Raw genomic sequence first — 14526 nt, 5'->3', positions numbered from 1 at the left:
TGGAATACAAATATATTTTTAATAAAGTAGTTTACAACACGATTCCTTCTTGTTTTTTTATATAAATAAACGTCGTTAGGAATACTTGAGCAATCATTTAGGCTTTTGAACAATTAATAAGTGATTTTGAGCAAACCATGGAAATAATTTACTTAAAATATACTTATCCATTCCATAAACAAATTTTGTTAAGAATTTAACCCATTTACTGTCTTCATTATAACGCATCAAAAAAACTGCTATTGTATTTTTGGGTGCGAACCCATACCTTTTATACTTTTTTATTTCAAAGCCAGCATCGGTCACCTTTTTTTTAATTTCACTTTTGGTATACAAATAAGTATGATGTGTTCTTCCTGTTGCTCTACTAAATGCTTCGATCCAAGATCCTGTATTGGGTAAATGTCCTATTACTAAATATCCTCCATTACGAAGTATACGATATAATTCGCAAAGTGACTTTTCATCATCTCCACCAAACTCACGTACATGTTCTAAGACTCCACAAGATACAGCGATATCATATGAATTATCCTCATAAGGAAGTGCTATTGGTTCTCCGGTTAATTCATATGTAAATGAAGATTTTTTGGATAGTTTTTTTAACGTTTCCGGATATATTGTATACTCATCTTCAACTGGGCTATATGCGTGAACTTTTTTTCCTAAACTACTTTGTACAAATGAAAAATGTCCATACCCTGCTCCCCAATCTAACAGGTCATTTCCTGATAAAGCTGTAGTAATTTCATGGAGTTCTTCATATTGCTTTAAATAAAAGTAAGCTCCCAGAACACTATCTTGGTTATCAATAGATTTTAATTCTTTACCCAAAGCATTAAAAACATTGGTCAAGGTTTTTTTTTCGATTACATCACTCATAATAAATTTTTAATTCTAATAGTTTTTTGAGATGTTAGGTCAATAAGTTAATTTTTATTTAATGACACATTATGCATTGATTATACTTTTTTAAATGTATTGTTTTAATTCTAGAATCAAAAATCAGACCTATTCTATGTTTTTTGCTGATTTTGATAGTCTTTTAATAGTATTGATGAAAATATAGCAAATATTAATATTCCTTTAATCAGGTATAAAGAAGACTCTGTGAATAATGATAACATAAAGAGCGTGCAAAACCCAATTAATGGTAAACTCATAATACTAAACAGGTTTTTTAATCTAAAAAAAGGATGAATTAACAAATATAGTAATGATAGGAGTCCCATAATTCCCATATCCAGATAATGTTTGAGATATTGATTATGAAGATCATATCTAATATATTCTTCTCTTGGATCTCCATTTTGAATAACATAATCTTTTAGTATTTTTTTTCCTTGCCCTAATCCTTCTCCTAAAACAAAATAATTTTGCCTAATTTGATCAAGAGCTTTTGGCCATAGATACATCCTTTCGTCATTAACTACACCAAGCACTTTGGCCTTTAGTAAAGGTGAATTTATAGCTAAAATCCCTATTAAAAACACAGTGCCGATTATCCCAATAATTTTTACAAATGATATTTTCTGATCTTTTTGATAGAGGATAAACGCCAAGAGATGAATTAAAATATTAACCACAATCGGTGTTCGCGCAGACAGGAAAAAAATATTTATGTTAAATATAATGAGTAAAAAAATGTTCCAATATTTATTGGAAAATATTTTCATAAAAGAGTTACTCAACAAAAAGATATTTGCCAAAATCAACAAATAGCACCAATACGTTGGGTGAGCACCAACAATATGTGGATATTTAAACTGTAAATAGGTTGAATTGCCACTAGTTTTATTCATAATTTCTATCCACTCTGCCTGAGTATATATAAACCATGAAAGTTTTATCACAGAATATATTAAAATAATCAACATTCCTATAATAAAGGTCTTTACGAATATCTTGATCCTATCTGTATTAAGATTACTTGAAAAGACGATAGCGGGTATTAGAAGTAATGAGACCTGTCTTTCTAATACTTTCATTGCTAATTTAACTTCTATTGCAAAAAAAGAATATAAAATAAAGACCGATACATATATTACATAGGGTAATAACAGTTTTTTATTTGCTGCAAAGTTTTCTTTTTTATTTTCTTCGAACAAAAAAGAAACAACTAGTAAGACGATCGCAACAGGAACAAGTTTTTCGCCAAAAAAAGTAACCACAATTGGTAACAAGGCTAATAAAACGGGAGTTACTTTTTCTAAAATATTTTTATATTTTTTTGAATTAGTATACAATCCAGATACGTTCATAGTACTATTTTACTTGATATTTGAGTATTATCTTAGCGTTATATTTGTTCCAAATCATTTTCTTCTAAATCTTTCATTTTATTTTGTTTTAGAAAAAGTACAATGAAAATTGCATATAGCCATCCGGTTTGAGCAGCAAACAAAATAGGGTTTACCAACAACTCCAGATGAAAAAAAATAAAAGCACCAAATATAGCCAATTTATCTCTACTCCTTCTTTTTAAGAACAACAACAATAAATACCAAATCATCAGCAAATACAAAATGAAAAAGAAAAGCCCATTCCTATAAAATATATCTATCAAAATATTGTGAGATGTCTCGTAGTCCTGTTTTGTTGCTGTATTATAAAAGTCTATTCCTCCGTTACCATGACCAAATAAGATTTGAAAAATAGATGAATCAGACATCCTAGAAAATATATCTATCAACAATGCTCCTCTTCCCGAAAAGAAGTCATCTAGCTTTGTTTTACCGTTAAACACACTAAAGAATCTATCTTCAACCTTATCAATGATTAAGTCCATTTTTCCTGTTAAAATTAAAGCCAAGATCCCCAACAACATAAGTAAAAGAGAGTATCTAATCAGTAATCTAAGTGTCTTTCTATTAGTATCATAAATTGATGTAATAAACAGTGTAATAATTAGCCCTAATAATGCTCCTCTAGACATGGTAAGAATAACAATTATTAACCAATAAAGTGATAGACATATTCTTAATGTCTTATTTTTTATATAAAAAAAACTAATCAGAAAAGCTAGCCCCACAATCAAAGCAAAATTATTCACTCCCCCTATAAACAAAGCTTCAATTCGCTCGGTACCAACTGTACTTAGCATAAAAACACGATCCGGCTCTTCTATAAAAACCCGAAGTGTAGATATAAAAGCAATAATAAGGAAAGAGTTAAAAAAGGTCTTTAATGAGTTCTTATAATGAAAATGATAGGCTAAAACAAAAACCAAAGTATTTTGTAAATAGATAATGGTATTAACCGTTTGAATTTTCATTAAAGAGCGATCGAAAAAAATAACGTTAACTATAGTAACAAAAGCAGTCGAAAGAAAAACTACAAGAGCAAACAAAACGTCTTTTTTGGCTAAAATATTCCCTTTTGTTAAAAAGAATAAAAAAAAGAATTCTACTAAAATTATTAAGGTAGACACATAAAGATTCCCTATTCCTTCTATTGCTATAAAATTAAGAGGGATAGAAAAAAATAAAACTGATAACGCAGATTTAGATGTCAATTTCATTATCGAAATCTATTACATTTTTAAAAATTTTATAAACAGACTTATCTTCTTTAACCAAACTCGAATTGATGGCATATGATTCAATATCAAATAGTTCTGCCTCTATTAGTGTTGTAGATGAATAGCTATAAGCATGTGTACTCATATTAAATGCTTCTATTAAATCATCTATTGGTGTAACATTAGGATTTGTGGTTGTCAAATTATCTTTGGTACAAGCCGGATGTCTTTTAATTAATACCTTATCGTGTTTATTAATAAGATATGAAATCACTTTTTCATTCAAATAGTTTTCAACTTCACTACTACATAGGCTAGATTTACTTAAACATTGAGTAAGAAAAAGAGCGATAGAACCATCTTTAGCAATTGTTTTCTTTTGATCCAGGAGTTCTGCTTTTAAAAATCCTAAATTAACTTCAACATTACTTTTATCCCAATTAAACTCATTAATTAAAAAATCTTTATATATTTTACTATAGACTATATATTTGTCGACAATTTTGCCTCCAAATCCTACACCCAAAGGATATATTCCCATGGTTGTTTTAAAAAAAATATTAATTAATTTTCTTATTGGGCTTTTGGGTTTTAAAGAAAACTCAAAAACTCCATGTTGCAATCCTATACACTCAATAGTAGGAAAGTCTTTTTTTATTGCTTTTATAATGTTATGTGCTATATATCCTTCAACATTTGATAAATATATTTGTACAATCTCACCTTGTTCATTTTCATTTAGAATCCAATCCTTCAATTTTATATATTCTTCTCTTAGTTTTCTTCTGTACTGAATTCTTTTTTTAATAGAACTAAAAGAAGTACCTAGGCCAAGCTCTTTTAAATTTTCTAAATTATAACTTTTAAAATTGTATTTATCGATTATATATTTATATCGCTCTTGTAAATGTTCTTCGAGGTTAATGAACAGCTTTATTTGATTTTTTTCCACACCAAAATTCCTTTATAAAATGTAATTGTACAATTTATTAAATAACTTATAAATAAAGCTAATGCAGCACCATAAACATAAAATTCTCTTATAAGTATTATATTCAGAACTATATTTACGGCAAAGGTTATTCCGCTTATTTTCATAAGATCCTTATCTCTATTTGCAACATATAGTATAATATTTGGTATTGTTGCTATATTAAGCAAGAAAAATGAGCCTAATAGAATGTATAAAAGATTTATATTATCTATTAATTCGCTTTTCCCTATAAGATTTAAGAGAATTTCAATAGTAAACACAATTCCTACTATCAAAATTATGGATGAAATAATTACTAAAATGCTATATCTATAAATTTTTTCTTTGAACCCTGAGATTTTCTTTTCATTCATTTCAATTAACTCGGGCAAATAAACCAAATAAAATCCGGAAGTGACAAATATATAAATCAAAGACGCGATCGAAAACAGAAACGAATAAATACCCACTTCTTTTGTTCCGTAAAAATATTCAATTGCAAATTTGTCAAAAAACTCTAGGCCTTTGGTAAATATCATCAACCCAATAAAAGGTAATAAAAAGCGAAAGGTTTTTTTAAATTCTACTATTGATAATAATCTTATTTTAATTTCTTTTTTTGAAATAACATATTTGAAAAAAAAGTAGCTTGTAATTATCAAAAGAATCAAATAGGAGATAAACATTAAAAGAACAACGCTGTTAAGTTCTAATTCTTCGAATAAAAAATGGTAGCCAAAAATTAATATCAAAAAAACAACAGCTTTAGAAATCAATAAAATATTGGCTTTCCTTATTTGCTGCATCATTATTAAATATCTGTATATTTCCTGATTAAAATACTCACAAAAATTAATAAAAATGATAAAAATGACAATGAAAACACTTAAAATATCATGAGGTATCAGATAAAAAAGAGTAGCTAACTGAATCATGAATGTTACCGGAAACGTAGTAATAAAAAAACTTAGGTGATCGTTTATTTTATTAGAATTATCAATTCTTTTGGCTACCTCTCGATTTCCAAACATATAATACTCTACACCATAGATGTATACCGAAATCATTACAAAATAAGTAATTAACTGATATGATCCATAATCAGATAACGATAGTACTTTAGCTAAAAAAGTAAGTGTTAAAAATTTAGATGCAATTGAAATTAATCTTGATGCAATGCTTTCAATGCTTTTTTTCACTAGTCGATAATTCTTTTAATTATTTTTGCCGGATTTCCAGCTGCTACACAATGATCTGGAATGCTTTTAGTAACAATACTACCAGCTCCAATAACACTGTTCTTTCCAATGGTGACTCCGGGTAAAATAACTGCATTTGCACCTATCCAACATCCTTTTTTCAACGTTACTTGCTTTGCTTGTGTATGACCCATATCAATAATAGAAACAGAAGGGTCTGGGCCGTCAAATTTATGATTTTCTATATAAATATGAACCCCTGATCCAATCAAAACATCATCTTCGATTAGAATTGACAATTTTAGAGTAGAAGTTTCTCCATGGATCATCGAACCAGGCCTAATTACTACTCTTTTTCCTATTGAAATCTGAGAACATCCAACAATAAAGCAACCTGGTCTAATTTCGGCGGTTGGATCAAAATATAAAAATTTAGAAGTACAATACTTTAGCATTGTACTTCTAAAAAAAAGTTTCCAGTAATACCAAGGAACATCTGGTCCAATTCTATCTGTTGTTTTCCAGAATCTTATCCTTGATATAACCTCTTTGATCATAAAAATAGTTTAATCTTCTATACCATTCTTGGCAACTGTATGTCTTAATTGCCATTCTTCTTTTTCGTTTTTGCCCCATAAATGCGGAGATCTGAACTTATCACAAAGCTCATGAAAACGATCAGGTTTCATATCAATATACTCCATAACTTCATCAAAATATCTGTCAGGGAATTCTCCATCAAATCGGTTGACAAGAGCAACACCTTCTTCTCTCGTGATATGTTTATTTCTTATTTCTTGAGATGCATCGTATGTAGCACGACCAATTCCGAATTTAATGAAAGTCGTATAAAAATGTAAGTCATCTATCTTATCATCAATACCACTATATTTACTATATGTTCCTTGTGTTCTATGTGGTCTAGCTTTAAAGCCCGTGTTTTCTACAGCATAATAATAAACTTCTTGTGGTGTCCATTTTAAATAATATCCTAAGTAATGAACTTCTACATTAGATTGCTCTAGTTCTTTAGTTGTAGGAGGGAAAAAAGACATCAAATCACTTAATCTTACATCATACTTTTCCATTAATTCTTTAACAGAAACTCCTGCTAAATAAATCTCATCTAATTTTTCAAAACTATAATAAGATTTATCTCTTAAGGAACTGGTATTGTCTGCTAAAGGGTTTCCATATTCAGCTTCATTTTCACCATAAAATATTAGATTAATTCCATATCTAGCCGCTACTTTAGGTGCAAGATTTTTTTGCCCTAGAATAAATGTTTGAAATGGATGCATTAAATTTTCAATAGATAATTTGGTTAGTAATTTCATTACCTTTCCATTACGATAAAAAGAAATGTTATCAAACCCACTATCTAACCAGTTTTTCCAGTTTTTCAAACCATAATCTGTGTATAAAATTGGTGGCCATGTTACTGTTAATGGGTTCATGCCATACTTGTATTTTAATACATGCGCTTGATAAGCACTATCTTTACCTCCACTTCCTGGAACTAAACAATCATAAGATCCATCATTTTTTCTATGTTTATCTAAAAGCTTCAGCAGTTCTTCTTCTCTCATCCCCCAATCAATATTGTCTTTTATTTCTGCTGTTCTACATGCATCACAGACACCATCTTCATCAAAATTCATGGTGGTTTTTTTACTGTCTTTAGTATGTTTAAATTCTATAGCAGATGTAGGTCTTTGATTAGACATTACACATTTGGTGCAAAATTTTACTTCTTCTGGTAAGCCATAGAATGCTTGGTGTTTTTTACTTTCTGACATTATATTAAATTATTTATTGAAGCCCAGTTTTTATATATTGACAATCCTTTTTCTCCGCTTTTTTCTGGATGAAATTGAGTTGCAAAAATATTATCTTTTAAAATAGATGAACAAAATTCTATCCCCGAATAATTTGTTTTGGTTAAAATACAACTTTCACTTGTTGGTTGAACAAAATAAGAATGTATGAAATACATAAATTCGTTATTTGTTAAATCAACAAAAGCTGTGTTTTCCCATTCTTGGTTAACCGAATAAATTTTGTTCCAAGTAATATGTGGCACTTTAACTTTAGAGTTTTCAAAATTTTCGGGAAACTTTTTTATAACTCCAGATATTATGTTTAAGCCTTCTCCTGCACCAAATTCTTCACTTTTAGAAAAGAGCAATTGCTGACCTAAACAAATCCCAAATAAGGGATTTCCATTGTTTGTTTTTTCCTTAATTGCAGAAACAAGGTTTAGTTTCTTAAGGTTATTCATGCCTTCAATAAATGCTCCTACGCCAGGAAGAATTAAAGCATCTGCATTTAAAACATCTTCTCTATCAGAACTTATCTTAGCATCTATACCCACTGTATCACATGCTTGTTTAACACTAAACAGGTTTCCTAATTTATAATCTATTATGACTACCTTCTTATTTGTCATATTCTACATTCGATTTCATGGTTGACTAAATCTTGTTTTAATTCTTCAATACTACATGGTTCAAAAGTATGAAAACTCCTTTTTTGTTTTAAAAATTCTACATTTCCTTCATTCTTAGAAACATTGGTTTCATTTTCTTTTATATAATGGTAATGTAATAAGGATGACATCATTACTGCATCTGAATCTCCTTTTTTTAATATGTCTGTAACATGCTGTGTTTTACCAGCGCCTCCATGAGCAATTACAGGAATACTAACCATATTACTTACCTTAGATACTAAATCTATATCATATCCTTGACCAGTTCCTTCATTATCTACAGATGTAATTACAATTTCTCCTGCACCTAATTCGTCTATTCTTTTGGCCCATTCAAACACGTCTACACCAGTATATTCTCTACCATTATCAGTATATGCTAAATATCTGCCATCTGACTCTTTTATAGCTTCTATTGCAACAAGGATAGTTGATGAACCAAACATTCTGGATGCTTGTTTAATTAAATCGGGATTCTTAATTGCAGCGGTATTGAGACAGACTTTATCTGCCCCTACTCTTAATACTTCTTTTATATCAGAAATTGTCCTAAGGCCACCACCAACGGTAATAGGGATAAAAATACTCTTTGCTGTTTCAGAAATAATATCGTGCAAGCTATTTCTTTCATATAATGAAGCAACTACATCCATAAACATTAACTCATCTGCTCCTTGATCATAATAGTATTTTGCAAAATCTGCAGGTTTACCCAATACCCTTAATCCTTCTAGATGAATTCCTTTAACCAAATTAGGCCCTTTTATATCTAGTCTAGGTATTATTCTAACTGTTTTCATTCTATATTTTCTATATTTTAGGCATACATATTTCTAAAAATGAATTGCCTTTGTTTTTTGATTAAACAATTTGACAATTAAGCTTTTTTTAAGTACATGCTAACGCCCATTTAGAGGCAGCTAAACTACAAAAAAATATGCTAAACTTATTCTTTACTTACATCTTTATACTAAGAATTTTAAACAATATTTACGCCATTAACACGACTTTTTACTATACATTTTTAACACTATTTACACAAGAACATTTTCCTAAAAAACGATAACATTTACATTTTTCAATTTTTATCTTCTTTTAAAAATATTGTTCTCTTCTTTATTTATTTTAAGTATTTCTTCAATAGATTTAGCATTTAATAACGAAGAAATCTGCCATGTGATTTTGCCATCACCTCTAAAACCATATTGTCCTACATTGATTTTGTCTATCAAAATGTCTGGCAGATTCGTAGAAGACACAAAGTATTTTGATTGTTTAAAGGTAAATGAGGAAACGTTATTTTTAAAATCAAAAGATGGGCTTTTAGATTCTGATTCTCCTAAAAGAGTTTTATCTCTCGGGTAAAGATGTAAGAAAAATCTACTTTCTTTTTGAACTTCAGAAATCGAATCTTTGCGCAGAAATACTATTTTATTGTATTCTCCAAACTTAGCAATATATATTTTGTAAATACTATCTGTATAAATTGGTCTTTGATCTAATAATTTCACAAATTCTGAATTAGCCAATTCTTTAGCTCTCGCATTTTCTTCTATATCTTTTATATATTGATTTTTCTTTTGTACTTGAAAAAAAATAATTGTCATTAATAAACTTAAAAAAACGATAAAACCTGGTTTTTTATAAAATAGAGAAGTATAATTTTTGGAGGGAATTTTTTTGTTTTTTCTAGTCATTAAACATTAATTACAGTTCGACTTCCTTAAAAGTTCAACAAAATTAAGCTATATTATTATTTTTAATACGTTACTTAGAATGTTATTTGATCATGAATAAAATCTATCCCTTGAACATATTTTGAATTCTTCGATAACCGTGTATTAAACTGTTGCGTAATTATTCTGGAATCTACATCTTCATTAATACTATATTTTAATTCTAAAACTATAGTACTCTGGTCAATAGTTCTTCTAGAATCTTTATAGTTTATGTAATTTGGGTTAAAGAACTCTTGATTGTAGTCTAAAGTTACTCTATATCTTCCACAAAAGGATAAAAAATACCTACGCTCATAAGAGCTTAAAAGTGCTGGTTGTAGCTGATAAAACTTATTTTTCATCCCCAGATTGTCTTCCAGCCTGTTTATAATCATATTTTGCAATTCTGATGGAGTATTATTAGCATCAAGATTAAAGGAAAAGTTCGTAAACTTATGCCTTACCTTATCTCCGACCTCACCTTTTTTCTTTTTAATTTCTATTGTGGGGTTTTCAATCAACGAAAAATCTTGCCCATACCATCTTAATCTATACTTTAATCTTTCACCAACACCAATAACATTTTGTCTATAAAAACTTAAATCATTATCATCAAAATATACATTATTAATCTTTCTTTCTTCAAAGATTTCAGTGAAACAAAAACTGTTCAAATATAGTTTCTGAATCAAATCGTTCAGGTGAATTTTAGAAAAAACAAACTTTCTTTCAAATCTAAGTTCATTGTTTAAATTTTTATCTACTACTTTTACCATATTCTTTTCCGTACATTTTTTCTATTACTTTGGCACTTTTTGTTTCCATAAAAACTTTATCTATTGATAGTTTAGAGTTTTTTTCAATCAAGTAATCCAATTCATTATTTAACAACTCTATATCAGACACGGCTATTGATCCAGGTCCAAATTCACTTTTCTTCTGAAAACATGAAAATGCCAATCGTGTATTTGAAATAGTAACGTCATTTAATACAATATGAGACAAATCTTTACTCACAACACCAATTTCTCCTCCAGTTATTCTCACTTTTTCACCAGACAATTTACTGTCTTCCCCTATACTAATTGCTTTATCAGAAGGTTCTAAGATGTCTATATTGCTTATTTTTAAGTTTGATCCTGAAACATCAATACCATCATTCCCTAAATTAACAAATTTACTATTAACAATACTTCCTTTTACAAAATCCCCATCAAAAGCATCCGACATTGTATTACGAAAAATAGAAGAATCAATATGAAATTCTGATCTAATAATATTAAGTCCATCTTCACTTCTATTGTTTTCAAACACTGAGTTTGAAACATTCACATCAGACTCGTTAAAATTTACAGATCCAGATAGGCTCCATTCTGATGATTTCGGATTTGAAAGATTATTAAAATTGCAATATGTTAGAATCGATTTCTCTTTTGCATTAGAAATAAAAATGCCACATCCAGTAGCGTCTGAAGAGAAAAAATTAATAGGAAACTCTTTTGTTCCTTGACAAAATATAGGAGAGAAAGAAACTAATGAGGCTTCATCTTTTAAGTCTAAACTAAATCCTTTCTCTACAATAACTTTATAGCCAGATGGAATACGAATAGTTTTATTTGTAATATGTTCCCCCGAATTAAAGTAAATAATACTATCCTTTTTATTTAATGAAATAAAATTAAAAGAATCAAGGTTGAATGATGAAAATTCTTTGTAGTAATCAATAAAATCGGTATCTTCTTTTGTATAAGGTATAATTTTATCAGATCTTTTGTAACCAGATCCTAATATATTATAATTAAGATCTATTTTTGCTAAATCCTTTGGGTATCGAAATTCTCCCTTTTTGTTTTTTTTGGAAACAAAAGCATTTATAAATGAATCTTCTAATATAAAACCTACAACTCTTCGCTCTTTTGGGTAAATAATAATATTGTCAGAAAATGATTTTGACAAAGCTTTCCCCTTTTTTGTTTGCAACCCGTTAATTACAACTGGAAATCCAGAAATATTTTCAATATCAACAAACATCTGCCTAGAGTCATGTGTATACAAATATGAAACAATAGTATTAGAAGGATAGATTTGCTTTTTGATAAAATTAATGTTGTGTTCTAAAATAGAAATATCAAAACTGGTGTTGTACTCAGAATTCATATTTGATATTAACGAGTTTAACTCCTTAAAATTTATCAAATTTTGGATAAACTTATCACTAGTTACTATCCCTAGTTTCTCAATCAATTTTTGTTGATATAATGTATCTTTTCCATGAAAAGGATAATTCAATATACGGCCAATTTTATGACCCGAATCTGAATCATATGAGATAGGTTCTAACTTACTCGTTATCGGATTATAGTATATCCTTAAATTGTGCCAGATCAACCCATGCTCACCTCCATACAGGTTACATATAGCAACAAAAAAAGCTAATTTGTCTACATCGAAAGCTTCAGAAATTTTTAAATTTCCATTTCTTAATTCATTCAGAAGGTTTTTAGCCGTTTTAAATTGTTTTGACAAGTTGGGAGAAGTTAATACTTTATTCTCATTAAAAACTCTTATCGGAGCATTCATAAATGAATGAAGGTCTTTAGAATATGAATCAGCAGACAATTTTAATTTTTGGGTCTTTTTTCTATCATCCCATAAAAATGATTCGTCAAAACTAATTATTATCCCTTCTCTTCTTTTATTATTCTCAATTAATAATTTATCAAAAGATTCTTCAATAGCCATGACACCCATATTTTTGAGGTCAAAGTTATCATCTCCTTCTACTTGAAGATCCACATTCAAAAAATCATATCTTAAACCAATTAGATCATTTTCTTTTGATGTTTTATTAAATAACCATTCCCAAACATAATTTCTAACTTTTGGATGTTGAATTGAAAATTTTCTCATTCCAAACAAAGTTTTATCATCTTCTAACTTAATTCGGAACGACCATTTAAGAGGATCAATTAAATGATCTGTCCAATCGCCTTTCAAACGTATTTCTGCTTTTAAATTCCCAGAATTTCCTGACGAAATTTCAGCTTTAACTAAATCACTATCTTCAGAAGATAAAATACCGACTTCTAATGCTTCTTCTCTTTTATCTGCTATTTTAGTATACGCTTTCTTATTTAATGAAATAACTAATTTCTTAAAATTATTATTTAAAATCTCCTTAAGAAAAAGTTTATCTATTTTTAGTTCATTAACTTGATATGATTTTTTTGCTGTAGTAGAATTATATCTTCCTGTATTAAAATAATCCACGTTGTTTATTTCGAGATCTTTATTAACAAAAGGTATTCTAAATATATAATACTTTGATTCATTGATTACCTGTTCTACGGGTTCAAAATTTAATCCCAAATTAATAAAAGGACCATTTTCTAATTTAGAATTATCTTTCAAATGTATATGTACATATACCCGATCTGTTTTTTGTAGGGCGTTTAAAGAATCTTTATATATATAATACAAGGTTGGTGCACCAAAAGAATTATTAAAGTATAAAGAACATTCGCGATCTTTGTGAATCAAATTAATATCCTCAACGATCATTTCCTCTATACCTTTAGTGTCTAATAACGTAGAATGCGTCTCGATAGGATTACTCTTATTGTTTTTCTTACTATGTTTATCGTTTGACCTCTGGCTTAGAGAAAATATAACTAATAGAATCAATATAATTCCGGGTAGTATAAACTTAGCAAATCCAGTTTTCCTAGTATGTATTTTCATAATATGATCTGATTTAAGTTATTAAAAAACATCACTTATATAATACTATCTATGAAAGTTACATTCATTTTTTTATCAATATCACTTAATTCTTTCGAGATAGTTTGAAGAGCATTTAAATCAGTAACATTTATTAAGAAATTCAAACTCAAGTTGTCTTCTGTTGAGTTTAATCTCTTTATCTCTAACTGATTCGAATTATTTTTCAAAACAGAACTAACCATATCTACAATAGTGTTATTATCTTTTTCATTAGACGATAAACTAATAATGATATTTTGAGTTAATGTTCCTTTCATTTTATTTCTATTCAGAAAAATAATTATAATTGCTAAAACTATAAAGCCTACTAATGTTGGAATTAATTGATTAGCACCAAGGCCTAAACCAATAGCAATTGCAATAAAGAAAAAACCCAATTCTTCAGGTTCTTTAATTGCTGTTCTAAATCTAACAATCGATAATGCTCCTACCAAACCTAAAGAAAGTGCTAACGAGGATTTCACAATAGTGATAATTAAAAAAGTGGTTACTCCTATTATAATTAACACCCGAGAGAGTTGGTCTCTATTAGACATTGAGTTTCCGAATTTAATATATAGTCTTGAAAGAATATAAAGTAAAACCGAGGCGGTTACAATATTGATTAAGAAAATTGAAATTGAAAAATTTTCTTGGATATTTAAATTAAATTGATTTAATAATTCGTCCATAATTTAATAGAATAATAGTATTTACTTAACGATAATTTAAAATATAGCAATATTACATTTTCTATTCAACTAACACCACTTTTTGATCACTAAAAACAGTTAAGAGTTGAAGATAGGGTTCTTAAAGCCAGTACAATGGCTCGGAAATGAAATTGATATACTATATTTTAC

General features: G+C 28.5%; 13 protein-coding genes. All 13 read right to left on the bottom strand.

Annotated features, from left to right (window positions below):
• Positions 1 to 93: 93 nt before the first annotated feature.
• Complete coding sequence (locus NNH57_RS17310) at positions 94 to 882, bottom strand: class I SAM-dependent methyltransferase (protein WP_074405867.1); 789 nt, start codon at positions 880 to 882, stop codon at positions 94 to 96.
• Positions 883 to 1016: 134 nt separating this feature from the next.
• On the bottom strand, positions 1017 to 2261 hold the full coding sequence (locus NNH57_RS17305; RefSeq protein ID WP_108808210.1) for an O-antigen ligase family protein: 1245 nt from the start codon (positions 2259 to 2261) through the stop codon (positions 1017 to 1019).
• Positions 2262 to 2299: 38 nt separating this feature from the next.
• The gene (locus NNH57_RS17300) at positions 2300 to 3520 is read right to left on the bottom strand and encodes an O-antigen ligase family protein (RefSeq protein WP_074405869.1); all 1221 of its coding nucleotides are present in this window, start codon (positions 3518 to 3520) and stop codon (positions 2300 to 2302) included.
• A complete protein-coding gene (locus NNH57_RS17295) occupies positions 3504 to 4472 on the bottom strand; it encodes a polysialyltransferase family glycosyltransferase (protein ID WP_074405870.1) in 969 nt (322 codons plus the stop codon). Before NNH57_RS17295 ends, NNH57_RS17300 begins: the two co-directional genes overlap by 17 nt.
• Positions 4454 to 5692, bottom strand: coding sequence for an oligosaccharide flippase family protein (locus NNH57_RS17290; RefSeq protein WP_074405871.1), 1239 nt, complete (start codon positions 5690 to 5692; stop codon positions 4454 to 4456). The genes NNH57_RS17295 and NNH57_RS17290 overlap by 19 nt, the downstream gene beginning before the upstream one ends.
• On the bottom strand, positions 5692 to 6249 hold the full coding sequence (locus NNH57_RS26490; RefSeq protein ID WP_074405872.1) for an acyltransferase: 558 nt from the start codon (positions 6247 to 6249) through the stop codon (positions 5692 to 5694). The genes NNH57_RS17290 and NNH57_RS26490 overlap by 1 nt, the downstream gene beginning before the upstream one ends.
• A 9-nt stretch (positions 6250 to 6258) precedes the next feature.
• Complete coding sequence (locus NNH57_RS17280) at positions 6259 to 7491, bottom strand: N-acetyl sugar amidotransferase (protein WP_074405873.1); 1233 nt, start codon at positions 7489 to 7491, stop codon at positions 6259 to 6261.
• Positions 7491 to 8141: an imidazole glycerol phosphate synthase subunit HisH gene (gene hisH / locus NNH57_RS17275; RefSeq protein WP_074405874.1), complete on the bottom strand. Its 651-nt coding sequence runs from the start codon at positions 8139 to 8141 to the stop codon at positions 7491 to 7493. Before hisH ends, NNH57_RS17280 begins: the two co-directional genes overlap by 1 nt.
• A complete protein-coding gene (hisF, locus tag NNH57_RS17270) occupies positions 8138 to 8983 on the bottom strand; it encodes an imidazole glycerol phosphate synthase subunit HisF (protein ID WP_074405875.1) in 846 nt (281 codons plus the stop codon). Before hisF ends, hisH begins: the two co-directional genes overlap by 4 nt.
• A 285-nt stretch (positions 8984 to 9268) precedes the next feature.
• Positions 9269 to 9790 (bottom strand): hypothetical protein, encoded by a 522-nt coding sequence (locus tag NNH57_RS17265; RefSeq protein WP_132066236.1) that lies wholly within the window; start codon positions 9788 to 9790, stop codon positions 9269 to 9271.
• A gap of 164 nt (positions 9791 to 9954) precedes the next feature.
• Entirely contained in the window at positions 9955 to 10677 is a 723-nt protein-coding gene (locus NNH57_RS17260; RefSeq protein WP_108808211.1) for a polyphosphate polymerase domain-containing protein, read from the bottom strand.
• Complete coding sequence (locus tag NNH57_RS17255) at positions 10658 to 13642, bottom strand: hypothetical protein (RefSeq protein WP_108808212.1); 2985 nt, start codon at positions 13640 to 13642, stop codon at positions 10658 to 10660. Before NNH57_RS17255 ends, NNH57_RS17260 begins: the two co-directional genes overlap by 20 nt.
• Positions 13643 to 13677: 35 nt before the next feature.
• Positions 13678 to 14355 carry a DUF4956 domain-containing protein gene (locus NNH57_RS17250; RefSeq protein ID WP_074405879.1) on the bottom strand — a complete coding sequence of 226 codons (678 nt, stop codon included), beginning with the start codon at positions 14353 to 14355 and terminating at the stop codon, positions 13678 to 13680.
• Positions 14356 to 14526 lie beyond the last annotated feature (171 nt).

The organism is Aquimarina spinulae, assembly GCF_943373825.1.
Lineage (GTDB): Bacteria > Bacteroidota > Bacteroidia > Flavobacteriales > Flavobacteriaceae > Aquimarina > Aquimarina spinulae.
Note: the sequence above shows the minus strand (reverse complement) of the source record. Positions and strands in the feature narration are given on the sequence as shown.